This is a genomic window from Streptomyces sp. GbtcB7, assembly GCF_019091445.1.
GTDB classification, from domain to species: Bacteria; Actinomycetota; Actinomycetes; order Streptomycetales; family Streptomycetaceae; genus Streptomyces; species Streptomyces mirabilis.
The window spans coordinates 139,378-161,807 of the sequence record NZ_JAGXJM010000024.1 but is presented as its reverse complement, the minus strand read 5'-3'; the positions used below and the strand labels follow the sequence as shown (position 1 = coordinate 161,807).

Sequence of the window (22,430 nt, the reverse complement as noted above, 5' to 3'; positions counted from 1 at the left end):
ACGCGGCGCCTGCCTTGTCCCCGACCGGACGGTGGTGGGCGCCGTGGTGCGTCGTCAGCGGGTCGGGTCGGCGGCGGGGCGTCGTGGTGGCTGGTCTCAGTCGGCCGGGTGCCCGGTGTCGTCCGGCCAGACCCCGATGTGGTCCTGCTCCAGTTCCAGCATCACCCGGTCCTCCATCCCGAGGGCCGCAGTGTACTCGGCGGGCAGCTGGAGCCGGCCGGCCCGGTCCAGCGTCGCGAACTCCCGTGCCACCAGGGACTCCTGGCCCTGCGCGTCGACCTCCGTGCGGCGCAGCACCTCCGTCGAGGTACGGCCGTCACGGATCGCGACCGCGCGCCGGACCTCGCCGGCGACCGCCTGGTCGTGCGTGACGATCACGATCGTCGTGCCCAGCTCCTCGTTGGCCCGGCGGAACGCCGCGAAGACCTCCGCGCCGGTCGCCGAGTCCAGCTCACCGGTCGGCTCGTCGGCGAGCAGCACGGACGGCGAGTTGGCGAGGGCCACGGCGATCGCGACCCGCTGCTGCTGCCCGCCGGACATCTGCTGAGGCCGACGGTCCCGGCAGTCGGCGACGCCGAGCATCGCGAGCAGTTCCTCCGCCCGCTCGGCCCGCCGCTTGCCGCGGCCCCGGCCGCCCTTCAACTGCATGGGCAACGCCACGTTCTGGGCCGCCGTCAGATAGGGGAGGAGATTGCGGGCCGTCTGCTGCCAGACGAAACCGACCACCTCACGGCGGTAGCGCAGCCGGTCCTTCGCGTTCATCGTGAGCAGATCGCGGCCCGCGACCCGCGCGGCGCCCGCGGTGGGCACGTCGAGGCCGGCGAGGATGTTCATCAGGGTCGACTTGCCGCTGCCGGAGGCGCCGACCAGGGCCGTCAACTCGCCCTCCTGGACCAGCAGATCGAGCCCCTGGAGCGCCTGCACCTCCACCCCGGCGGAGCCGCCGCGCCCAGGGGAGCCGTCCCCGGCCGCCCGGCCGGAGAAGATGCGGACCAGCCGGTCGCAGGCGATCAGCGCGTCCCGCCCGTACGCGGGCCGGTCGCGGCGCGCAGCCGCCCGATGCTCCAGCTCCGCCAGACTCGTCCGCGAGCTCGTCGCACGGGTCATCGCATGCCTCCTGTCCTGAGTTCGGTGATCGACGTACGGCGCCCAGCCCACCAGGCCTGCGCGACGGCCACCGCCCACGCCAGCAGTACCGTGCCCGCCGCGGGCAGGAGCAGCGACCACACGTCGGTACGCAGCGACGCGCCGATCACCGGCACTCGGCCCGCCGCGGTGGCCAGCGCGAGACGTTCCAGGTCGATGCCGGGAGCGAGCAGCCGGACCGTGGCCCAGCCGGCGAGCATCCCGCCCGAGGCCGCGAGCAGCGCCTGGGGCAGCGCGTCCAGGCTGAGCAGCCGACGGCCCTGGCGGGGCGTGAGGCCCATGGTGTGCAGCCGGGCCAGCAGCGCGGCCCGTTCCGGCGCGGACTGCAGGAGGGAGAGCAGCAGGGCGAGTACGGCGTACCCCGCACCGGCCAGGGCGGCCGTGGTGTAGATCCGCTCGGCGCCCGCCTGCAACGGCGCATCGGAGAGCGCCGCCCGTTCCTCGCCGCGCAACGTCACGGTGAGTCCCTTCCCGGCGCCGCGCACGGCCGTCCGCAGGGCCGGTGCGTCGAGTGCGGCACCGGTCGCCAGCAGCGTCGTCGGGTCGGAGTGCGTGAGGCCCGCGGCGTCGACCAGCAGGAAGTCGGTGCCGGGGGCGGCGGGGGTGCGGGAGCGTACGGCGGCGATCCGGACGGTGATGTCACCGGCGAGGGACGTGATCCGACGCGGTGCGCGGCCCAGGCGCTCCGCGAGACCGGGGGAGGCGACGGCGTTCAGCACGCCCCCCGTCCCCGTACCCTCCGCCGCCTTCGGCTTCAACACATCCGCGGGGAAGGCCCCGAGGCCCGTCTGCCGGGCCAGCCGGGCGTACGACGCCGGCTCGACCCCGATCAGCGTCAGGCCCTCCTTCGCCCCTGCCCCGCCGGAGGTGAGCTCCGCCGTGCGCTCGATCCGCACGGCCGTCACCGCACGCACGCCCGCGACCTTACGTACCGCCCCTGCCACGCCCGCCGGGAGCGGCGTCACCTCACCCGGCCCGGCGATCCGCGCGTCCGCGCCGGTCGCCAGCAGCGCGGCCCGGTCCCGGGCGTCGGACACCCCGGCGAGCACGGAACCCCCGAACGCCGCCGTCGTCAGGGCCAGCAGCAGCGCCAGCAGCGGCAGCGCGACGCCCACCGTGGAGGAGCGGCCCGCGCGGGCCAGCGACAGGAAACCGACCACCCCGCGCCCTCGCGCGGCCGGGCGGGCGGCCCACCGCAGCGGCAGCGGGTACAGCCGTACGAGCACCAGCGCCGCGATCAGCCCGACCAGGACCGGAGCGGCGCTCACCAGGAGGTCGCCCGCGCTGGACGCGCCGCGCCGCCGCAGCGCCACGACCGAGCCGACGGCCAGCACCAGCACGGTGAGTTCGGCGACCGTGCGGCGCCTGCCGGGCCTGGCGTGGGCGAGATCGTCGCGCTCCGCGTGCGCCCGCGGCCTGCGGTGCGCCACGACCGCCCGCACCGGCAGTACGGCACAGGCGAGGAGAGCGACGGCGGACGCCCCGAGCACGGCGGGCAGGAGCCGGGCCTCGTCGACGGTGAGCACGGCGAGCAGCAGACCGGCGGCGGCCGCGGGCACCGCCACGACCGTCGTCTCGGCGAGGAGCCGTCCGGCGATCCCGCGCAGCGAGCCGCCCCGCGCACGCAGCAGGGCGAGTTCGGCGGCCCGGCGGACGGCGACCAGCCCGCCGGCCATCACCAGGACGACGGCGGCGACCGCGCCGATCCCGAACGCCCCGACCGCCACGACGGGCGTGATCGCCGCGCGGGTCGTCGTGTAGGAGCCGACGACCGTCTCCAGGTCGGTGGCGACGGCCGCGGTGCTCCCGGCCACCTCGCGCATCCGCAGCAGCTCGGGCCCGCCTTCGAGGGAGGCGATCCGGGAGACGAGCCCCGGGACGTCCTGTGCGGTGAGCCGTTCGGTGGCGGGGGCGAACCGCCAGTACAGCTCAGGCTGTCCCTGGCTGCCGAGGAGCACCGGGGCGGCGCCGGGTGCCAGCAGGAGGCCCGCCTGCCAGTAGAACTGCGGCGGGAGGGACGGGTCCGCGGCCACGCCCGGGGTGCGCAGGACCGGCTCCGCGGACCAGTAACCGCCCTGCGGATGCCGGGGCTCCACGATCCCGGTGATCCGCACGACCAGCGGCGCGCCCCCGAAGCCGTCCACGTCGATGACGGAACCGACCCGCAGCCGCAGCGTCCGGGCGGTCGCCTCGGTCACGGCGGCCTCGACCTTCCTGGTGTCCGCCGTCACCTCCCCGGCGGCGGTGGGGAGCCGTCCGTCGCGCACGGTGGAGTGGGCGGCGAGTTCCGACTGCGCGGCCAGCGTGAAACGGGGCGGCGCGTCGATCACCGGCAGCCAGGGGTTCAGTCCGACGAGGCTCTTGGAGGTCCGTACCCCGTAGGCCGACTCCGTGGTGTCCGCCCGCAGCGGCGCGGGCAGCCTGGCCAGCGCCGCGCGTCGGACGGCCGCGAGTGCCGGGGGCCGCACCGCCTTCTCCCGGGTGGCCTGCGCGATCTCCAACCCCGGCTGCGGTGCGCTCAGTTCCACCGAGGTGGCGGCCGGGGGCGCCCCGGCGATCTCCTGCCGCAGCCCCTTCGTCTCGTACGCGTCAAGGGCCCGCGGCAGCGCCGCCGCGAGGAACGCCGTGACCAGCACGAGCACTCCGAACGCGACGGCCGCCCCGGGGGCGGTCCGCAGCCGCGTACGCACCCAGGGCGCCACACCGCGCTCCGTGCGCTGCCTCCACCAGGCCATCTCAGCTGTCCCCCTGGTGGCGGAGCGCGACCGCCGGGTCGGCGCGGCGGACGGCCGTCGCGGCACTGATCAGCAGGGGCAGGGCCGCGACGCCCACGAGGAGCAACGCCACCTGGGACACCGGGAGTTCGACGAGGACGCGGGGGACCGGTCGCGCGGCCCCCGGGGTCAGCACGATCAGCGGGACGACGGCCCGGGTCAGGACGGTGCCGAGGCCGAGACCGGCGAGCAGACCGGCCCCGATCAGCAGGCCCTGCTCCACGGCGACCAGCCGGGCGAGTTCCCGGCGGCCCGCACCGAGCGCCCTGAGCACGGCGAACTCCGCGGACCGCTCGCGCCGGGAGCCCGCGGTGCCCACCGCGAAGCCGCCCGCGGCGAGGGCCGCCGCGGCCACCGCCACCGCCAGCAGCGCCGCGCGCGGCCCGGCGCCGAGCGGGTCGCCCAGCAGCCGGTCCGCGGCCTCGTCCCGTACGAGCACCTGGTCCGGCTCGATGTCGGGTCGTGCCCGCAGCGCGGCCGCGACCTGTGCGGCCCTGCCGGGGGCGGTGCTCAGCCACCATTCGGCGGGTGCGAGCGGAGCGCGTGCGCGCTGCGCGAACACCGCGTTCACGGCGCGCAGATCCAGCAACAGCGCGCCCCCGTCCGCCCTTTCCGCCCCGCCCTCGTCCGCCGCTCCGTCCGATGCTCCCGCTCCGTCTGCGGTGGCCCCGGCCCAGGCCGCGCCCGTTCCGGTCGTCGGCAACTCGCTCACCGACCGCACGATCGTCACCCGCAGCCGCTCCCCGTCCAGCGTCACGTCGATGCTCTCGCCCGGCTCGGTCCCGGCCGCGCGCAGAAACGCCCGGGTGGCGACGGCCGCGATCCGTGCCGGGGGCGTGGCCCGCGCGGCGTCGAGGCGGACGGTGAACTCCGGCGGACCGGAGGGCGACTCCTCGCTCCCGGGCGCGTCGCCCGTCCCGTACGAGACCGTCAGTGGCGCCGTCCTCGACGCGGCCGGACGCAGGGCCGTCGACGGGAGCGCCGCTCCGTCCGCCGTCTCGGTCCTGCTGCCGCGCCAGCGCACCCCGGCGGGCACCGCGACCTCGCGGGCGGTTCCGTCGGGGCCTGTGGACAGCATCCGTACGACGGTGAGCCGGTGCTGTTCGGGCTCGCCCGCGGGAACCGTGCCGTCGAGCTGCAGCCCGGCCACCCGCAGCGGCCCGGCCGGCGTGGCCCGGGCGCCCGAAGCCGACACGTCCAGGTCGAGGGTGACCCGGTGGACCCGGCCGTCGACGGGCAGCTTCCCGGCGCTCAGCCGGTACGCGATGCCGTAGCCGTCCTCGACGACGACAGTGACCAGCGGCGCGAGTCCGGAAGGAGAACGCCCCGCCTTCGCCCCTCCACCCGCGGCCGTCGTCCCGCCCGTTGCCGCCGTCTCGTCGGTGATGCGCAGGTCGAGCGCGAGCCGCCGGGTGCCGTCGGGCAGGGACACCGAAGGTCCGGCCGCCTTCTCCCGAGGCGCGAGATCCCGCAGCAGCCGCCCCACGGGCTCGTCGGCGAGGTCGCCGCGCATCAGCATCCCCTCCCCGGCGTGCGCCGTGTCCAGAGCGAGCACCGTCGTCCTGCGGCCGCCGGAGAGGTCCGTGGTGGCGCGGTAGGCGGGAGCGGCCTCACGTACCCCGGGCAGCGCGGCGTACAGACCGGTCTGGCCGGGGCTGCCCGGCCTGCCGTCCAGCACCCGTACGGAAGCGCCCGTCCCGAAGTCCGCCTGGTCTCCCTGCGACCGCTGCCACGACGCGCTCTGCCCGATCGCCAGCATCCCGGTCGTCACGGCGAGGACCAGCAGCAGCACCGGCCCCGCCCCACGCAGCGGACGCCGGCTGAACTGCCAGCCCGCCAGCGCCGCCGGCAGGCCCCGCCCGCTCGCGGCCCGCCGCTCCGCGAGCCGCGCCCCCAGCGGCAGCAGCCGCAGCGTCAGCACCGTGCCCGCCAGCAGGGCCAGTGCGGGCGCCGCGACCAGCAGCGGATCGATGCCCAGATCGCCCGCCCGGTCACGGCTGAGCGCGCCGCCACCGGACGAGCCGGTCTGCCGGTCGAGTTGCCAGTACGCCACCGCCGCGATCAACAGCAGCCCCACATCGGCCCCGGCCCGCACCGGCGCCGCGCCCGCCGCGGCCCGCACGCGCCGCAGCCGCGGCGGCGCACCCGCCGTCGCGGCCAGCGCGGGCGCCACGACCGCCGCCGCGCAGCACACCGCGACCCCGGCCGCGACCAGCCACACCTGGAGCACCGGAGCGTCCCCGAGCCGCACCCCGGACCGGTCGAGGGACGACCACCGGGCGAGCAACCGCACCAGCGGGCCGGACACCAGCGCGGCACCCACCGCCGCCGGTACGGCGAGCAGCAGCGCCTCCAGCGCGGCGAGGCCCGTGATCCGGCGGCGCGAGGCACCCCGCGCCTTCAGCAGATCGGTCTCGCCCGCCCGCTCGGTGTCGAGCAGCCGGGCCACCAGCAGCAGCGCGTACCCGGCGAGCAGCACCAGCTGGACGGAGACGATCATCAGCGTGGACCGGGAGACGAGCAACGCGCGCCCGGTCCTGTCGAGCACGGCGGGCAGCGCCGTCCGCACGGTCGCCCCGGCTCCGAACGCCGCGTTCTCGCGCAGCACTTCGGGCTCGCGCGCCGAAGCCTCGCGCAGCGCGTCGATGCCGTCGGTGGTCAGACTCCGGTAGTCGGCCGTCGCCACCCACCCGGTGGTGCCAGCGGAGGTGCGGGAGGCGAGGACGGACGGGTCGGCGAGCAGCGGGCCGTAGGTGGTGAAGTCGACGGTGCGCACCCCGTGACCGCCGAGGGTGTCCAGCTGCCAGTACGGATCCGCGCCGTCGGCGGCCCGGTACACGCCGGTGACCCGGACCGTCAGGGGCGCGCCGCCCAGCCGGTCGGTCAGGGCGATCCGCGCGCCAGGCCGCACCTTCAGCCGGTCGGCGGCCACTTCGGGCAGCGCGACGGGCACGGGAGCGGTACGCGCCGCCGGGGCCGGGCCGGGCAGCGTGCCCGAGACCAGCCTGATCCGCGACCGGTCGAGGGCGGCGAAGTGGGTGAGGTCCGGCTGCCCCGTGCGGCCCTCGGTGCCCTGGAGGGAACGGGGCAGCGCGTACGGCCCCGAGCCGCGCAACGTCCGTACGGTCACCGGAAGCCCCGCGAAGGTCCGGCGCGCGCCGCGGACCGCCGCGTCCTGGGCCTCCTCCTCCCGGCCTCGGGGCACATCGGCGCTGATGACGAGCGAGGCGGAGGTCGCGGCCGGGCCGCTCAGGTTCTGTCGGAGCGCCGCGTCCCCGACCGAGGCGGAGAACGCGGCGAGGGCGGCGAGCACCGAGGTGGTCAGCAGCACCGCGAGCAGGGCGGCGCCGAGCAGCAGCCGATGCGCCCGAACGCGCAGCAACAAGAAGCCCGTCACTCGTCCCCCACCCGATTGCCGAGCCACCTCCTCGCCAACCCGACATGAATATCATGGGGTTTCCGTTCTGGGTACATGAGTTCCATTCCGCAGGGGGTGCGTCGATGACGGAGAACACCGGCACGCGGTCCGGTGCCGCCCTCGTGGGCGAATCCGCCGACGAACCGATGGTGCGGGTCGAGAACCTGCACCACTCGTACGGCACGGGTGCCGTGGCCGTGCACGCGCTGCGCGGCGCCTCCTTCGAGCTGCGGCGCGGTGAACTCGTCGCCCTCAAGGGCCGGTCGGGCTCCGGCAAGACGACCCTGCTCCATCTGATCGGCGGCCTCGACCGCCCGGACCGCGGCCGCGTCCTCATCGACGGCACCGACCTGTCCGCACTCGGCGAGAACGAGCTGCTGGAACTGCGCCGCGACCGCATCGGCTACATCTTCCAGTCCTTCGGACTCATCCCCATCCTCACCGCGGCCGAGAACGTGGGAGTGCCGCTGCGGCTGCGCAGAGCCGACCCCCGCGAACGTGAGGAGCGCGTGGCCCTGCTGCTCGCCCTCGTGGGGCTCGCCGACCACGGAGCCCAGCGCCCGGCGGAGCTCTCCGGCGGGCAGCAGCAGCGGGTGTCCATCGCCCGCGCCCTCGCCAACCACCCGGCCCTGCTGCTCGCCGACGAGCCGACCGGACAGCTGGACGCGCAGACCGGCCTGGCGGTGATGGAACTGCTGCGGGCGGTGGTCGCCAGTGAGGGCGTCACGGCCCTGGTCGCCACGCACGACCCCCAACTCCTGGGCCTGGCCGACCGTGTACTGGAACTGAGCGACGGCGAGGTCGTCGAGCACTGACGGCGCCCGACCGACCGGGCGCGGGCACCTCGGCGGAGGGGCCCCGGCACCGTGGGGGAGGGGCTACGGCACCTTGTACGTCTCCCCGTACACCTTCCACTCCAGCGGCGTGCGCAGGTCCAGGTTCCCGTCGTACAGGAACATCCGCTGGGCCGTGTCGATGCGGGTCGTGTCGCGGTGGGCGCTCTCGGCCTTCATCGCCGCGCGACGGACGTCGAGGAAGATGTCGAGGTAGGTCTTCTCGGAGCCGCCCTCGGCCGGGGTGTCGGCCTGGGCCATGGCACGGGTGCGCAGGTCGTAGAAGCCGCCCGCGCCGGTGCCGGGCCCGTGCATGACCATGGCGTCGTAGTAGATGAACTGGCCCAGCGTGCCGAGGCCGTCGAGTGTGGCGCGGCGCACCGCGGGGTCGAAGTAGACGCGGTCCCGCTCGGCGTCCTGCGCCCTGCGGAAGGCGGCCACCGAGGCCTCCTTGCGCCAGGCCGCCACGAAGCCCGGGCCGAGACCCTCGTGCGAGTCCGTCCCGTCGACCTTGCGCAGGGCGGGCAGGTAGCGGGCGAGGCCGTTGCCCGGGTGGTCCTTCGTGTAGCCCTCGACCAGGACGAGCAGATCGTGGGTGCCGGTGCAGAAGCCGATGAGGCCCGCTGTGTACCCCTGGCCGTCGCCGATGTCCTCGATGTAGGCATACGCGCTGCGCCAGTCGAGTGTGGAGTTCTCCGCGCTCGCCACGAGCTTCTGCGCCAGCTCCTTCTTGTCCGGGGTGGCGAGGCCCGCGCCCGCCGTTCGCTCGGCGTCCTGGCGGGCCCGCGCGGGCCCGGCGGCCCCGCTCGCGTCCGTGAGTCCCGGGGCGAGGAAGCAGACCGCGACCGCGACCAGGGGGAGGACCGCGAGCAGGAGGAGCCGGGCGCGTTTCATGGGCTCAGCCTAGGGAGCGCTCAGGCCGCTCCGCTCGTCAGCTCGGACACCCTTCCGACGGCCGTGATCACCAGCAGCGCCAACAGCGCGGCGCACGCGGCCGCTTGGACGAGCGCCCGGCGGCGGTCCCGGGGCGCATACGCGTAGGCGAGCGTGACCACCCCGCCCGCCAGCAGTCCGCCGAGGTGGCCCTGCCAGGAGGTGAGTCCCGCCGAGATGAGCAGCCACAGCAGCAGGCCCGCCATGAAACGGTTGACGGCGCTCATGTCGGCGCCCAGCCGGCGGGCCATGACGTAGTACGCGGCCCCCAGCCCGAAGATGGCACCCGACGCACCGAGCGTGGGCGTGTACGGCGCGATCACCAGCACGAGGACCGAGCCGCCGAGGGCCGAGAGCAGATAGAGCGTGACGAAGCGGATCCGGCCGAGCTGGGCCTCCACCACCCGGCCCAGGTTCCACAGCGAGACCATGTTCATCACGATGTGCAGAATCCCGAACGTGCCCTCGGTGGGCGGCAGATGGAGGAACGCACCGGTCAGCATCCGGTACCACTCCCCGTCGACCACGCCCTCCGGGTGGAAGTCGGAGGGGTACTGGGCCTGCCAGACGTAGTGCCCGCCGTCGGGCCCCGTCAGCGCCGCGCCGAGCATCTCGAACCGGTCCACGATCGCCGGGCGCACCACCTCGCCCACATAGGCCAGCACGTTGAGCGCGATCAGGACGTACGTCACCACGGGCACGGTCGAGATACGGCCGCCGAACGCCGTGCGCGCCTGCCGGATCGAACGGGCGCCCTCCTTCACGCACTCCACGCACTGGTGACCGACGGCCGCCTCACGCATGCAGTCCGGGCAGATGTAGCGGTCGCACCGTGTGCAGCGCACATGGGACTCCACCTTGGGATGGCGGTAGCAGGTGGTGACGGGGGATGGGGCGGACTCGGTGGACTCAGTGGATTCGGTGGATTCGGATTCCACGACCGGCTCCTCGCGGGTACGGAGATCAGGGGGACGATGAGCCGGTGGGGTCGGCGGCGAACAAAATAGCGAACGCCCATGTGGGAGGGGGACGGCAGGGGTTGTCGGTGCCGTAATCTCGGCGTTTCCGCAACCCCTCGCGCGATGGGAGCCCCGCATGGCCGGAATCAGCCTCACCAAGGTGGAGGAGACCGCGCCCGCGCTGGTCAGTCTGTACAAGAGCGCCGGTGTCTCCCTCACCAAGCACGGGCTGAGCGGACAGCGGGCCGCGGTGTACCTGGTCGTCGACTACTCCGGGTCGATGAAGCCGTACTACAAGGACGGCAGTGTGCAGGCGCTGGCGGACCGGGTGCTCGGCCTGTCGGCGCACCTCGACGACGACGGCACCGTCCCCGTCGTCTTCTTCTCCACGGACATCGACGCGGTCACGGACATCGCGCTCGACAACCATCAGGGCCGGGTGGAGAAGATCGTGGCCGGGCTCGGCCACATGGGGAAGACCAGTTACCACCTGGCCATGGACGCGGTCATCGACCACTACCTCGACAGCGGCTCCACGGACCCCGCCCTGGTCGTCTTCCAGACCGACGGCGGCCCCATCAACAAGCTCGCCGCCGAGAGGTACTTGTGCAAGGCGGCGAAGCTTCCGCTGTTCTGGCAGTTCATAGGGTTCGGTGACCCGGACAGCAAGCAGTTCGAGTTCCTGCGCAAACTCGACGAGCTGCCGGTGCCGCGGAAGCGGGTCGTCGACAACGCCGGTTTCTTCCATGCCGGTTCGCAGCCTCGGCAGGTCTCCGACGGCGAGCTGTACGACCGGATCGTGGGCGACTTCCCCCAGTGGCTGACGGCCGCGCGCGAGCGGGGGATCGTCCGGTGACCGTGCGTGTTCTGCCGGCGGCCGGGCGGGTGGCCGTGCCCTGGAAGAACGGTGGCGGGGTGACGCGCGAGATCGTCGCCCGGCCCGAGGGTGCGGACATGGGGGACTTCGAGTGGCGGGTGAGTCTGGCCGACGTCGGCTCCGACGGGCCGTTCTCGGCGTTCGCCGACGTGGACCGGATCCTCACCATGGTCGAGGGCGAGGGGATGGACCTGACGGTCGGCGGTGAACACCGCCGGGTCGCCACGCGGTTCGTCCCGCAGCGCTTCGCCGGTGACCTGCCGACCGGCTGCCGCCTCCTCGGGGGGCCGGTCGTCAACCTCAACGTCATGTGGCACCGGGGCGCCGCCGCGACCCCGACCGTCACGGTCGCCGACCCCCGGCGGTCCCTCGCCCTCCCGGCGGGTCCGGCCGTCCTGGTCGTCGCCCTCGACGGCGCGGCCGAGGCGGCTGGGGTGACCCTCGGGCGCTACGACGCGGTGCTCCTGACGGACGAGGAAGCGACCCTCCGCGCGACGGGCCACACCGCCGTGATCACCCTCACGCCGAGAGCCTGAGCACCCACCCGGTTCCTCGCCCCCGCCGCCCCTACCCGTCCCATCCCAGGGGGCTCCGCCCCCAGACCCCCGGCTGGGCTCTCAACCTGCGGCTGGGTGGGGGCTGGCCGCGCAGTTCCCCGCGCCCCTGACGGGGCGCTCTTGTCAGCGCCGGTTCACATCTTCAGCCCGTCCGGCGTTTGAGGACGAGGCCGTTCAGGCCGATCGGGGGTCTGGGGGCGGAGCCCCCAGGTTGAGGATGGGACGGGTAGGGGCGGCGGGGGCGAGAGACAGGTGGGGGGTGACGCGCCGTTGGCTTCGGGGAGGTGTCGTGCCACCCTGGTGGGCCGAGGGGGTGGCCCATGGGCGCGGGAGAGATCAACTCCGGTCGGGGGCAAGGGACTTCACGTGCGGGGCGAAGGGACGAGACGCCGGCGGGCGAGCGCCTGGCGGACTGGGCCGACGGACGGCTCGGCCTCTACGCGCTGGCCAAGGCCAACATGCGCAAGGTCTTCCCGGACCACTGGTCCTTCATGCTCGGCGAGGTCTGCCTCTACAGCTTCCTGATCCTGATCCTGACCGGCGTCTACCTCACGCTCTTCTTCGAGCCGAGCGCCTCCGAGGTCGTCTACCACGGCCCGTACGAACCGCTCAACGGCATCCTCATGACCCGCGCCTACGAGTCCACCCTCCACATCAGCTTCGAAGTGCGCGGCGGACTCCTGGTGCGGCAGATCCACCACTGGGCGGCGATCGTCTTCCTCGCCGGGATGCTCGTGCACATGATGCGCGTCTTCTTCACCGGCGCGTTCCGCAAGCCCCGCGAGGTCAACTGGCTCTTCGGCTGGACCCTGCTGATGCTCGGCCTGATCACCGGCCTGACCGGCTACTCGCTCCCCGACGACCTGCTCTCCGGCACCGGCGTCCGCTTCGCCCAGGGCGCGATCCTGTCGGTCCCGATCGTGGGAACGTACCTCTCCTTCTTCCTCTTCGGAGGCGAGTTCCCGGGCCACGACATCATTCCGCGCTTCTTCCCGATCCACGTCCTCCTGCTGCCGGGCATCATGCTGGGCCTGGTGGTAGCCCATCTGATCCTGGTCTTCTACCACAAGCACACGCAGTACCCGGGGCCCGGACGCGACCAGAAGTCCGTCGTCGGGATGCCGTTCATGCCGGTGTACATGGCCAAGGCGGGCGGGTTCTTCTTCCTCGTCTTCGGGGTGCTGTCGCTGATGGGGGCGATCGCGACCGTCAACCCCGTCTGGGCCTTCGGCCCCTACCGGCCGGACCTGGTGACGACCGGCGCACAGCCCGACTGGTACCTCGGCTTCTCCGAGGGGCTCATCCGGGTGATGCCGGGATGGGAGATCAACGCCTGGGGCCACACCCTCCAACTGGGTGTGTTCATCCCCTTCTCCCTCTTCCCGCTGATCATGACCGCCATCGCCGTCTACCCGTTCATCGAGGCGTGGATCACCGGGGACAGACGGGAACACCACATCCTGGACCGGCCGCGCAACGTCCCCACCCGCACCGGGCTCGGTGTCGCCTGGCTGACGCTGTACGGAGTGCTCCTGGTCGGCGGTGGCAACGACCTGTGGGCCACCCACTTCCACCTCTCCATCAACGCCATCACCTGGTTCGTACGGGTCTCCTTCTTCGTCGCCCCGGCCCTCGCCTTCGTCGTCACGCGCCGGATCTGCATGGGACTCCAGCGACGGGACCGTGACAAGGTGCTGCACGGAAGGGAGTCCGGGATCATCCGGATGCTTCCGCACGGCGAGTACGTCGAGGTGCACGAACCGCTCACACCGGCGGAGCGGTTCACGCTCACCCAGCACGAGCAGCCCCCGCCGTACGAGGTGGGACCGCTCGTGGACGCCAACGGCGTCGCCCGCCGGGTCGGCCCCGGCCGCAGGCTGCGCGCCCGGCTCGCCCGCGCCATGTACGGGCCCGACACCCAGATCCCGAAGCCGACGCCGGAGGAGTACCGGGAGCTCACCGGCGGCGAGCACCACCACTGAGCACCTCGGCCCGGCACTCGGCCGGGGTGCCCCACGCGGTACGCAGGGCACGGGCCTTGGCCAGCCACAGGGACAGGTCGTACTCCGCGGTGTAGCCGATCGCGCCGTGCAACTGGAGCGCCGTGCGCGCGGTGGCGTACGCGGCCTCGCAGGCCGTGACCTTGGCCGCGGCCACGTCGGCGGGCGCCATCGTCAGGGCCGCGCCGAACAGCAGCGGCCGCGCGAACTCCAGGGCGATCTTCGCGTCGGCGAGGCGATGCTTCACCGCCTGGAACGAGCCGACGGGGACGCCGAACTGGGTGCGCTGCCTGACGTACGCGACGGTCCGGTCGAGGAGTGCGAGACCGACGCCGAGCGCCTGGGCGGCGGTGGCGAGCCGGGCCCAGACGAGGGCATGGGCGACGGGAGGGGCGGTGGAGAGCAGTTCACCGCCCGGTGTGAGGGGTGTGAGGCGGCGGGCGGGGTCCAGGGAGGCGCGCACCGGGCCGTGGCCTGGGGCCAGACGCAGTCCGTCGGCCGCCAGGGCGAGGCGGGTGGTCGCCGCGTCGCCGTCCAGTGCGTACGCCCCGTCGAGGGCCAGCGTCGCCGACGTCTCGCCCGAGGCCAGCGACGGGAGCAGCCGCCCGGCGGGCAGGGGGTCCGCCAGCTCGGCCAGCAGGGCGGCCGCCGCGACCGTCTCCACCAGCGGGCCGGGCACCGCGTGCCGTCCCAACTCGACGAAACCCACGGCCAGTTCCACCGGACGCGGGCCCATCCCTTCGTACGCGTCCGGCACCGCGAGCGCGAACACACCCGCCTTGGCGATACGGGACCACAGCGCGCGGCCGCCGCCGTGGTCGCCGCGGCTCCAGTCCCGTACGACCGACGGGGTGTCCGCGGCCGTCAGCATCGCGTCCAGCGAGTCGGCGAACGCCCGCTGCTCGGCGTCGAGGAGGAAGCGCATCAGCGGCGGCCCTTCGGGAGGCCGAGCAGGCGCTCGGCGATGATGTCGCGCTGGATCTCGTTGGTGCCGGCGTAGATCGGACCGGCGAGCGAGAAGACGTAGCCCTCGGACCAGTCCGTGTCCGCCGACTCGCCGTCCGGGCCGAGGAGGTCGAGGGCCGTCTCGTGCAGCGCGATGTCGTACTCGGACCAGAAGACCTTGTTCAGGCTGGCCTCCGGGCCGATGGTCCCGCCGTCCAGGAAGCGGGAGGCGTTGGCGTACGTGAAGAGCTGGTAGGCGCGGGCGCCGATCACCGCGTCGGCCACCCGGTCGCGCAGCGCCGTGTCCGAGGGGTCGGCGCGACTGCGCCACAGGGCCTCCAGCCGGTCCGCGGCGGCGAGGAAGCGGCCCGGTGAACGCAGCGTCAGCCCTCGCTCGTTGCCCGCCGTCGACATGGCGACCCGCCAGCCTCCGCCCGGCTCGCCGATCACGTCCTCGTCCGGGACGAAGACCTCGTCGAGAAAGACCTCGGCGAAGGCCGGTCTGCCGTCCAGGCGGCCGATGGGGCGCACGGTGACCCCGGGCGCGCGCAGGTCGAACATCAGATAGGTCAGGCCTTGATGAGGCCTCGGTGTGCCCGGCTCGCTGCGGAAGAGACCGAACGCGCGGTCGGCGAAGGCGGCCCGCGACGACCAGGTCTTCTGCCCGCTCAGCAGCCAGCCCCCGTCCGTACGCACCGCGCGCGAGGTGAGCGAGGCCAGGTCGGACCCCGCCTCCGGCTCGGACCACGCCTGCGCCCAGACGACCTCCCCGGTGGCCATGGAGGGCAGGATCCGGGCGCGCTGTCGCTCCGTGCCGTGGTCGAAGAGGGTGGGCGCCAGGAGGTTGATGCCGTTCTGGCCGACCCGGCCCGGCGCGCCCGCCGCGTAGTACTCCTCCTCGAACACCAGCCAGCGCACGATGTCCGCGCCCCGGCCGCCGTACGCCTCCGGCCAGGACACCACCGACCAGCGGTCCGCGGCGAGTTCGGCCTCCCACACGCGGTGCGCCGCGAAGCCCTCCTCGGTCTCCAGGGACGGAAGGGGCGTCCGTGGCACATGGGCGGCGAGCCAGGTCCGGGCCTCGGCGCGGAAGGCCTCGTCGGCGGGGGAGAGGGTCAGATCCATCGGCAGCACCTTCCCTAACAAGTGTTTGGTAGGTTAGCGTGGAGGTATGAGCGACGTCGAGAGTCCGGCGTACGTCAGCGGGCACGGGCTGCTGACCGGGCGCACCGCTGTCATCACCGCCGCCGCGGGCGCGGGCATCGGCGGGGCGACGGCGCGCAGGTTCCTGGAGGAGGGGGCGCGGGTGGTCATCAGTGACGCCCATGTCTGCCGCCTCAAGGAGAGCGAAGAGGCCCTCGCCGCGGAGTTCGGCGCGGCGAACGTCGCCTCGCTGCCGTGCGACGTGACGGACGAGCAGCAGGTGGAAGCCCTCTTCGCGCTGGCGGGAGAGCTCCACGACGGCCTGGACATCGTCGTCAACAACGCCGGCCTCGGCGGCACTTGTGCCCTCGTCGACATGACCGACGAGCAGTGGTCGAGAGTGCTGGACGTGACACTGAACGGCACGTTCCGGTGCACCCGGGCCGCCCTGCGCCGATTCAGGGACCAGGGCGGCGGCGGAGTCGTCGTCAACAACGCCTCCGTCGTCGGCTGGCGCGCCCAGGCCGGTCAGGCACACTACGCCGCCGCCAAGGCGGCCGTCATGGCGCTCACCCGGTGCGCGGCCGTCGAGGCCGCCGAGTACGGGGTGCGCGTCAACGCGGTGTCACCGAGTCTCGCCATGCACCCGCACCTGGTGAAGGTGACCACGCCCGAACTGCTGGAGGAACTGACGGGCCGCGAGGCCTTCGGCCGCTACGCGCAGCCCTGGGAGGTGGCCAACGTGATGGTGTTCCTGGCGTCCGGCTACTCCTCGTACATGACCGGCGAAGTCGTCTCCGTCAGCAGCCAACATGCGTAGGGCGCCGTCGGCCGGCACCCCTGGGACCACAATGGAACCGTGCCTACCAAGAAGAAGCCCCAGGTGACCGCCACCCCCGAGCGGCGCCGCGAACTCCTCGACACCGCCGCGGAGGTCTTCGCCGAGCAGGGCTACAACGCCACCACCGTACGCAAGATCGCGGACGAGGCCGGGATGCTCGCGGGCAGCCTCTACTACCACTTCGACTCCAAGGAATCGATGCTGGAGGAGATCCTGCGGACCTTCCTCGACGAGCTCTGGGAGGGCTACGACGCCGTCCTGGACGCCGAACTCGACCCGCGCCGGACGCTGGAGGCCCTGGTCACCGAGTCGTTCCGGGAGATCGACCGGCACCGTGCCGCCGTCGCCATCTACCAGAAGGAGTCCCGGCACCTCGCCGCCCAGCAGCGCTTCGCCTTCCTCGCCGACTCGCAGCGCAACTTCGAGAAGGCGTGGCTGAGCACGCTGGAGCGCGGCGTGGCCGCCGAGGTCTTCCGGGCCGACCTCGACATCCGGCTCACCTACCGCTTCGTGCGCGACACCGTGTGGGTCGCCGCGTCCTGGTACCGGCCCGGCGGACAGCACAGCCCCGAGGAGATCGCCCGGCAGTACCTGTCGATGGTGCTGGACGGCATCTCCGTACGCGAATAACCCATGTCTGCGATACCCCATGTCTGCGAGGGAGTTGTCATGGCCGAGGCCTACATCGTCGAAGCGGTCCGTACGCCCGTCGGGCGGCGCGGGGGAGGCCTGAGCGGTGTCCACCCGGCCGACCTCGGCGCGCATGTCCTCAAGGCGCTGGTCGAGCGCTCCGGAGTGGACCCCGCCGCCGTCGAGGACGTCGTCTTCGGCTGCCTGGACACCGTGGGGCCGCAGGCCGGGGACATCGCCCGCACCTGCTGGCTGGCGGCCGGACTCCCCGAGGAGGTGCCGGGCGTCACCGTCGACCGGCAGTGCGGCTCCTCCCAGCAGGCCGTGCACTTCGCCGCCCAGGGCGTCCTGTCCGGCACCCAGGACCTGGTGGTCGCGGGCGGAGTGCAGAACATGAGCCAGATCCCCATCGCCTTCGCCTCCCGCCAGGCCGCCGAACCCCTCGGCCTCACCGAAGGCCCCTTCGCGGGCAGCGAGGGCTGGCGGGCGCGCTACGGCGACCGGCCCGTCAACCAGTTCGCCGGCGCCGAGATGATCGCCGCCAAGTGGGGCATCAGCCGCCGCGACCAGGAGGAGTTCGCCCTCCGCTCGCACCGGCGGGCGATCCGCGCCATCGACGAGGGCCGCTTCGCCCGCGAGACCGTGGCCTACGGCGAGGTCACCGCCGACGAGGGCCCGCGCCGGGACACCTCACTGGAGAAGATGGCGGGCCTGAAGCCGGTCGTCGAGGGCGGCACCATCACCGCCGCCTGCTCCTCCCAGGTCTCCGACGGCGCCGCCGCGATGCTGCTCGCCTCCGAGCGGGCGGTACGGGAGCACGGGCTGACCCCGCGCGCCCGCGTCCACCACCTCTCCGTACGCGGCGAGGACCCCATCCGCATGCTGTCCGCGCCCATCCCGGCCACCGCGTACGCCCTGAAGAAGACCGGCATGTCCCTTGATGCCATCGACCTCGTCGAGATCAACGAAGCCTTCGCCCCGGTCGTCCTCGCCTGGCTCAAGGAGACCGGCGCCGACCCGGAGAAGGTCAACGTCAACGGCGGCGCCATCGCCCTGGGGCATCCGCTGGGGGCGACGGGCGTGAAGCTGATGACGACGCTCCTGCACGAACTGGAGTGCACCGGCGGCCGGTTCGGCCTCCAGACGATGTGCGAGGGCGGCGGCCAGGCGAACGTGACGATCATCGAACGGCTCTGACGCGTAGGACGGCGGGGCGGGCGACGGTGGGCCTCCGCCCGCCCCGGTGCCAGGTAGCGTACGAGCCTGGCAGCGTTGGCGCCCTCACCTGCGCGAACACAGGCGATTTTGGTCCGCACCGCTACACAGTGCCACCACGGGTTCCTGCTTCACAGGCCCTTGCCCCTCTCCTGCGAGAGCTGGTCTTGCAAGGCCTCCACAAGCGTTACTTTCCGCCCGCCCGGCGGTAGGTCCGACGAGTTTGTTGTCGGACATTGCGACCTTAGCAATGGGGTCGTGCCCCAGGGGGCCGTGTGCGCAGGATGCCCGCTGGCTTCACCCTGAAGAGCGGTCAGCCGATCAAGCGTCCGATATCAGGAACCTCCCAGTCGCCTCCGTAACCCTCAACCCTCGCACTCCTAGCTGAACCTGAGCCGGGATCCGGAGACCGACGCGTCCGGTATCCCGTGTCCGCGCAGTGTCTCGCGCAGGCGGGACACCGCCGAGCCCGCCTCCTGGAACGCCTTGTCGGGCGACGGCTCCAGCATGTCGACCGCCAACTTCACCCGCACCAGCTGAGGTTCCGCCCGCACGCTTCCCGCACCGAACACACTGAGGCCCCACGGCTCATCCATGGTCTGAGTCATCCGGGCATTGAAGCACCCACGACCGCCAGGACACCGAGAGTTTCCCGGGCTTCCGCCATCACCCGGTCGACCAGCTCCTTGCACGACGGCAGGTCCTCGATCACCCCCGCGACCTGTCCCGAGGCCATCACCCCCAGGTCCGTGCGCCCATCCACCATCGACGACTTCAGGAGCATCGGCGTGTTCGCGGCGAGCAGTACCTGGCTCCAGGTCAGCTCCTTGCCGTGCTTCATGGCGAGACCGTCGCGGAGCATCCGCGACCAGGAGAGCCCGGACAGCCTCCGGAACCCGGCGGCCCGGCGGACGGCCTGTGCGAGGGCCCTCGCACGGCCGGACCTCTCCAAGGAGTCGACGAAGTCCGTACGCAGCATGCGATGGGGGAGGCCGTCCACGGCCGTCGTGACCGTGACGTCCCTGACCGTCGCCGCCAGGTACTTCGCCTTCACTGCGGCCGGGACCGTCGAGTCCGAGGTGAGCAGGAAACGGGTGCCCATCGCGATGCCCGCCGCCCCGTACGCCAGCGCCGCGACCAGCCCCCGCCCGTCGTGGAAACCGCCCGCCGCGACCACCGGGATGTCCACCGCGTCCACCACCTGCGGCAGCAGCACCGTCGTCGCGACCTCGCCGGTGTGGCCGCCGCCCTCGCCGCCCTGCACGATCACCGCGTCCGCGCCCCAGGCGGCCACCTTCTCGGCGTGCCGGCGCGCCCCGACGGAGGGGACGACGACCACGCCCGCCTCCTTCAGCTCGGCGATCAGCTCGCGGGAGGGCGCGAGGGCGAAGGACGCGACGCGCACCCCCTCGTCGACGATGATCCGTACCCGCTCGCCCGCGTCCCCGGCGTCGGCGCGCAGATTCACCCCGAACGGCGCGTCCGTACGGGACCTGACCTCGCGTATGGCCTCTCTCAGATGGTCGAGGGTCATCGTCGCGGAGGCCAGGATGCCCAGCGCCCCCGCGTTCGCCGCCGCCGACACCAGGCGGGGTCCGGCCACCCAGCCCATACCGGTCTGCACGACGGGGTGACGGACACCGACGAGGCGGGTGAGCGCGGTCTCCATCAGCTCCTGACCTCCCGGTCCCGGGCGCCGGCCGGATCGATGACCTCGCGGATCAGTCTCAGCTCCTCGGGCGTCGGTTCACGGGTGCGGGGCACCTCGTCGGGGACCGACAGCGCAAAGCCCGTCGCCTCCCGCACCTGCTCCACGGTGACGCCCGGGTGCAGTGAGGCGAGCCGCATCGAGTGGTCGGGCGTGGCGAAGTCGAAGACACCGAGGTCGCTCACCACGCGCGGGATGCGATGAAAACGGGTGGCGCTCGGGCCCGCGGCGGCGGCACGGTCGTACCCCACCCCGCACACCATGTCGACCCGCTCGACGAAGACGCGCGGCGAGTGCCTGGGGACCCAGTAACTGGTCGGGTTGTTCAGGGTGTTGACCGGCGCGCCGCGCACGCCGAGCAGCTGGCGCGCGGGCCTGGACCAGTCACCGATACAGGAGATGTTCTGGTTGCCGAAGCGGTCGAGCTGACTCGCGCCCATCATCACGTGCCGACGTCCGCCGGTGACCATGGTCAGGTGCTGCCGGTACGGCAGCCAGCCCTCCGGGGTGCCGTCGAGGCCGACGAGCATCGCCTCGCCGTCGGTCAGCAGCAGATTAGGGGAGAAGGTGCGCTTGGCGAGACGGGCGCCGATGGAGGGGATGGGGCCCATGGGGCTGGCGAGCACCTCGCCGTTGTCCCGCCAGGCCTCGGCGCAGGCGATCACGCAGTACTCGGCGCGGGTGACCACGGCTGCGGGGGCGCCGGGGGCGGGGGTGGATGCGGGGCTCATCGCTGCTCCTCGTGCCAGGCCCGTACGGCGGACTGGTAGGCCTGTTCGTCGCCGGCGAGGAAGCGCGCGGCGAACTCGGTGTACGGCGTGGTGGCGTACAGCTTCTGGAAGGGCTCGTCGCGTCCGTGGTCGGGGGCGCAGGACGTGAAGTGCGCGCCGTTCGGAGTCTCGACCACGCCCGTCACGCTCGACCGCTTCAGCAGCAGGGTCTGCGGGGCGGCCTCCTTGGTGAGCTCCGCCGTGTCGACCACGCGCTCGCACGAGACGTACGCGGCGTCGGCCGCCTCGCAGAACAGGTCGTCGAAGTACGGGTCCGGGCCCAGATACTGGCCGTTGCCCAGGCGGTCGGCGCGGTTCATGTGGACCAGGGCCGCGTCCAGGCGCAGGGCGGGCATGGCGACGAGCTCCTCCCGTACCCCCGAGGAGGCATCGGCGTACGGCGAAGTGACCGTGCGCAGACCGGGGTTGACCCGCATCACGTCCGAGCCGAGCCCGGCCCGGACGGGGAGGAAGGGCAGGCGGTTCGCGGCGGCGTGCAGGCCCCACATGAACATCGCCTCGTCGACCTCCATCAGCTCGAACGCCCCGCGCTCGCGCGCCGCCCGGTAGTGCGGTTCGAGCGGGATCGAGTCGAGGGTGGTGAAGGCGGTGACGAGCCTGCGGATCCGGCCCGCGGCGGCGAGCAGGCCGACGTCCGGGCCGCCGTACGACACCACGGTGAGATCGGTGATCTTGGTGCGGAGCAGTGCTCTCACCAGGGCCATCGGCTTGCGGCGCGAGCCCCAGCCGCCGATGCCGAGAGTCATCCCGCTGTGGAGCCGGGAGACCACCTCGTCGGTGGTCATCGTCTTGTCGCTCACCTGTCGACCCCCTCCTTTCCGAAGGTGTCGCGGACACGGTCGGCGACCCCGCCGAGGTTCGCCTCGAAGGTGAAGCCCTGCTCGAATCGGTAGCTGCGGCGCACGTCCACGGGGTCGATGCCGTTGAGCGCGGCCTTCGCGAGCCGGATCAGCTCGCCGTCCTTGGCGGCGATCTCGCGCGCCAGCTCCAGCGCGGCGCCCAGGAGTTCCCCGCGCGGCACGACCCGCCACACCGAGCCGTGCGCGTGCAGCTCGGCGGCGGTCGCCGTGCGCGAGGTGTAGTACAGCGCGCGCACCAGGTGGCCCGGGACCAGGCGGGCCAGATGCGTGGCCGCGCCGAGGGCGCCGCGGTCCAGCTCGGGCAGGCCGAACGTGGCGTCCTCGCTCGCCACGATCGCGTCCGCGTTCCCCACCAGCCCGATCCCGCCGCCCAGACAGAAGCCGTGCACCGCCGCGACGACGGGGACCTCGCACTCGTAGACCGCGGCGAAGGCCTCGAAACAGCCGCGGTTCGCCCCTATGAGCGCGCGATGGCCCCCGCTGTCCCTGGTCTCGCGCTGCATCTCCTTGATGTCCACGCCCGCGTTGAAACCGCGCCCCTCTGCCGTCAGCACGACGCACCGGACGCCGGGGTCGCGGCCCGCCGCGCGCAGGGCGTCGGCCAGGTCGAACCAGCCGCGCACCGGCAGCGCGTTCACCGGCGGGAAGTCGACCGTGACGACGGAAATCCCCTTTTCCGGGGACGAGGTGGAGACACCCATGGACGCATCAGCTACCTTTCCACCTCAGGACCATTCCACCAAACGTTTGTTAGGCGCACTCTCGAAGCTAGCAGTGAATGCATCCGGGCGGGAGGCCCT

19 protein-coding genes are annotated in these 22,430 nt (G+C 73.1%); 7 read left to right on the top strand and 12 right to left on the bottom strand.

Going from position 1 to position 22,430, the window contains the following annotated elements:
- Nucleotides 1–96 precede the first annotated feature (96 nt).
- The 3 genes from KVT44_RS34245 to KVT44_RS34235 are packed head-to-tail and all read right to left on the bottom strand — an operon-like array spanning nucleotide 97 to nucleotide 7,317.
- Entirely contained in the window at nucleotides 97–1,107 is a 1,011-nt protein-coding gene (locus tag KVT44_RS34245; protein ID WP_217571207.1) for an ABC transporter ATP-binding protein, read from the bottom strand.
- On the bottom strand, nucleotides 1,104–3,881 hold the full coding sequence (locus tag KVT44_RS34240; RefSeq protein WP_217571206.1) for an ABC transporter permease: 2,778 nt from the start codon (nucleotides 3,879–3,881) through the stop codon (nucleotides 1,104–1,106). The genes KVT44_RS34245 and KVT44_RS34240 overlap by 4 nt, the downstream gene beginning before the upstream one ends.
- 1 nt (nucleotide 3,882) lies before the next feature.
- The gene (locus KVT44_RS34235) at nucleotides 3,883–7,317 is read right to left on the bottom strand and encodes an FtsX-like permease family protein (protein ID WP_217571205.1); all 3,435 of its coding nucleotides are present in this window, start codon (nucleotides 7,315–7,317) and stop codon (nucleotides 3,883–3,885) included.
- A gap of 104 nt (nucleotides 7,318–7,421) precedes the next feature.
- Here KVT44_RS34235 and KVT44_RS34230 point away from each other — a divergent pair, with 104 nt between their 5' ends.
- Entirely contained in the window at nucleotides 7,422–8,153 is a 732-nt protein-coding gene (locus KVT44_RS34230) for an ABC transporter ATP-binding protein (protein ID WP_217571203.1), read from the top strand.
- Nucleotides 8,154–8,216: 63 nt separating this feature from the next.
- Here the strand turns inward: KVT44_RS34230 and KVT44_RS34225 are convergent, their stop codons facing one another.
- Both KVT44_RS34225 and KVT44_RS34220 read right to left on the bottom strand, forming a co-directional pair.
- Nucleotides 8,217–9,065, bottom strand: coding sequence for a chitosanase (locus tag KVT44_RS34225; protein ID WP_217571201.1), 849 nt, complete (start codon nucleotides 9,063–9,065; stop codon nucleotides 8,217–8,219).
- Between the two features lie 20 nt (nucleotides 9,066–9,085).
- Entirely contained in the window at nucleotides 9,086–10,042 is a 957-nt protein-coding gene (locus tag KVT44_RS34220; RefSeq protein ID WP_217571199.1) for a rhomboid family intramembrane serine protease, read from the bottom strand.
- Nucleotides 10,043–10,199: 157 nt separating this feature from the next.
- Between KVT44_RS34220 and KVT44_RS34215 the strand changes: the two genes are divergently transcribed.
- From KVT44_RS34215 to KVT44_RS34205, 3 genes are all read left to right on the top strand, one after another.
- Complete coding sequence (locus KVT44_RS34215; protein WP_217571197.1) at nucleotides 10,200–10,919, top strand: VWA domain-containing protein; 720 nt, start codon at nucleotides 10,200–10,202, stop codon at nucleotides 10,917–10,919.
- Complete coding sequence (locus KVT44_RS34210) at nucleotides 10,916–11,476, top strand: HutD family protein (RefSeq protein ID WP_217571195.1); 561 nt, start codon at nucleotides 10,916–10,918, stop codon at nucleotides 11,474–11,476. The genes KVT44_RS34215 and KVT44_RS34210 overlap by 4 nt, the downstream gene beginning before the upstream one ends.
- Before the next feature lie 341 nt (nucleotides 11,477–11,817).
- Nucleotides 11,818–13,479 carry a cytochrome bc complex cytochrome b subunit gene (locus KVT44_RS34205; RefSeq protein WP_217571193.1) on the top strand — a complete coding sequence of 554 codons (1,662 nt, stop codon included), beginning with the start codon at nucleotides 11,818–11,820 and terminating at the stop codon, nucleotides 13,477–13,479.
- Here KVT44_RS34205 and KVT44_RS34200 read toward each other — a convergent pair.
- Together KVT44_RS34200 and KVT44_RS34195 are read right to left on the bottom strand one after the other, a co-directional pair.
- Nucleotides 13,454–14,422: an acyl-CoA dehydrogenase family protein gene (locus KVT44_RS34200; protein ID WP_217571191.1), complete on the bottom strand. Its 969-nt coding sequence runs from the start codon at nucleotides 14,420–14,422 to the stop codon at nucleotides 13,454–13,456. The genes KVT44_RS34205 and KVT44_RS34200 overlap by 26 nt on opposite strands.
- Nucleotides 14,422–15,567, bottom strand: coding sequence for an acyl-CoA dehydrogenase family protein (locus tag KVT44_RS34195; RefSeq protein WP_217571189.1), 1,146 nt, complete (start codon nucleotides 15,565–15,567; stop codon nucleotides 14,422–14,424). Before KVT44_RS34195 ends, KVT44_RS34200 begins: the two co-directional genes overlap by 1 nt.
- A gap of 46 nt (nucleotides 15,568–15,613) precedes the next feature.
- On the opposite strand from KVT44_RS34195, the gene KVT44_RS34190 reads away from it, so the two are divergent.
- Genes KVT44_RS34190 through KVT44_RS34180 form a run of 3 tightly spaced genes read left to right on the top strand, consistent with a single transcriptional unit; the run spans nucleotide 15,614 to nucleotide 18,253 of the window.
- Nucleotides 15,614–16,405 carry an SDR family oxidoreductase gene (locus KVT44_RS34190; RefSeq protein WP_217571187.1) on the top strand — a complete coding sequence of 264 codons (792 nt, stop codon included), beginning with the start codon at nucleotides 15,614–15,616 and terminating at the stop codon, nucleotides 16,403–16,405.
- Nucleotides 16,406–16,444: 39 nt separating this feature from the next.
- Nucleotides 16,445–17,056, top strand: coding sequence for a TetR/AcrR family transcriptional regulator (locus tag KVT44_RS34185; RefSeq protein ID WP_099923177.1), 612 nt, complete (start codon nucleotides 16,445–16,447; stop codon nucleotides 17,054–17,056).
- Between the two features lie 39 nt (nucleotides 17,057–17,095).
- Nucleotides 17,096–18,253 (top strand): acetyl-CoA C-acetyltransferase, encoded by a 1,158-nt coding sequence (locus KVT44_RS34180; protein WP_217571185.1) that lies wholly within the window; start codon nucleotides 17,096–17,098, stop codon nucleotides 18,251–18,253.
- A 398-nt stretch (nucleotides 18,254–18,651) separates the two neighbouring features.
- Here KVT44_RS34180 and KVT44_RS34175 read toward each other — a convergent pair whose 3' ends face one another.
- From KVT44_RS34175 to KVT44_RS34155, 5 genes are read right to left on the bottom strand one after another with little or no spacing between them, the layout of a single operon-like run.
- Complete coding sequence (locus KVT44_RS34175; protein ID WP_254650255.1) at nucleotides 18,652–18,879, bottom strand: SIMPL domain-containing protein; 228 nt, start codon at nucleotides 18,877–18,879, stop codon at nucleotides 18,652–18,654.
- A complete protein-coding gene (locus KVT44_RS34170; RefSeq protein ID WP_217571183.1) occupies nucleotides 18,876–19,940 on the bottom strand; it encodes a nitronate monooxygenase family protein in 1,065 nt (354 codons plus the stop codon). The genes KVT44_RS34175 and KVT44_RS34170 overlap by 4 nt, the downstream gene beginning before the upstream one ends.
- The gene (locus tag KVT44_RS34165) at nucleotides 19,940–20,710 is read right to left on the bottom strand and encodes a CoA-transferase subunit beta (RefSeq protein WP_217571181.1); all 771 of its coding nucleotides are present in this window, start codon (nucleotides 20,708–20,710) and stop codon (nucleotides 19,940–19,942) included. The genes KVT44_RS34170 and KVT44_RS34165 overlap by 1 nt, the downstream gene beginning before the upstream one ends.
- Nucleotides 20,707–21,570: a CoA transferase subunit A gene (locus tag KVT44_RS34160; protein WP_217571179.1), complete on the bottom strand. Its 864-nt coding sequence runs from the start codon at nucleotides 21,568–21,570 to the stop codon at nucleotides 20,707–20,709. Before KVT44_RS34160 ends, KVT44_RS34165 begins: the two co-directional genes overlap by 4 nt.
- Nucleotides 21,567–22,331 carry an enoyl-CoA hydratase family protein gene (locus KVT44_RS34155; protein WP_075026328.1) on the bottom strand — a complete coding sequence of 255 codons (765 nt, stop codon included), beginning with the start codon at nucleotides 22,329–22,331 and terminating at the stop codon, nucleotides 21,567–21,569. The genes KVT44_RS34160 and KVT44_RS34155 overlap by 4 nt, the downstream gene beginning before the upstream one ends.
- Nucleotides 22,332–22,430 lie beyond the last annotated feature (99 nt).

Bases quoted from the DNA above. Each gene is read 5' to 3' on its own strand.
- KVT44_RS34245 (WP_217571207.1), bottom strand. From the start codon at position 1,107: ATGACCCGTGCGACGAGCTCGCGGACGAGTCTGGCGGAGCTGGAGCAT.
- KVT44_RS34240 (WP_217571206.1), bottom strand. From the start codon at position 3,881: ATGGCCTGGTGGAGGCAGCGCACGGAGCGCGGTGTGGCGCCCTGGGTG.
- KVT44_RS34230 (WP_217571203.1), top strand. From the start codon at position 7,422: ATGACGGAGAACACCGGCACGCGGTCCGGTGCCGCCCTCGTGGGCGAA.
- KVT44_RS34225 (WP_217571201.1), bottom strand. From the start codon at position 9,065: ATGAAACGCGCCCGGCTCCTCCTGCTCGCGGTCCTCCCCCTGGTCGCG.
- KVT44_RS34215 (WP_217571197.1), top strand. From the start codon at position 10,200: ATGGCCGGAATCAGCCTCACCAAGGTGGAGGAGACCGCGCCCGCGCTG.
- KVT44_RS34205 (WP_217571193.1), top strand. From the start codon at position 11,818: ATGGGCGCGGGAGAGATCAACTCCGGTCGGGGGCAAGGGACTTCACGT.
- KVT44_RS34200 (WP_217571191.1), bottom strand. From the start codon at position 14,422: ATGCGCTTCCTCCTCGACGCCGAGCAGCGGGCGTTCGCCGACTCGCTG.
- KVT44_RS34195 (WP_217571189.1), bottom strand. From the start codon at position 15,567: ATGGATCTGACCCTCTCCCCCGCCGACGAGGCCTTCCGCGCCGAGGCC.
- KVT44_RS34190 (WP_217571187.1), top strand. From the start codon at position 15,614: ATGAGCGACGTCGAGAGTCCGGCGTACGTCAGCGGGCACGGGCTGCTG.
- KVT44_RS34180 (WP_217571185.1), top strand. From the start codon at position 17,096: ATGGCCGAGGCCTACATCGTCGAAGCGGTCCGTACGCCCGTCGGGCGG.
- KVT44_RS34175 (WP_254650255.1), bottom strand. From the start codon at position 18,879: ATGACTCAGACCATGGATGAGCCGTGGGGCCTCAGTGTGTTCGGTGCG.
- KVT44_RS34170 (WP_217571183.1), bottom strand. From the start codon at position 19,940: ATGGAGACCGCGCTCACCCGCCTCGTCGGTGTCCGTCACCCCGTCGTG.
- KVT44_RS34165 (WP_217571181.1), bottom strand. From the start codon at position 20,710: ATGAGCCCCGCATCCACCCCCGCCCCCGGCGCCCCCGCAGCCGTGGTC.
- KVT44_RS34155 (WP_075026328.1), bottom strand. From the start codon at position 22,331: ATGGGTGTCTCCACCTCGTCCCCGGAAAAGGGGATTTCCGTCGTCACG.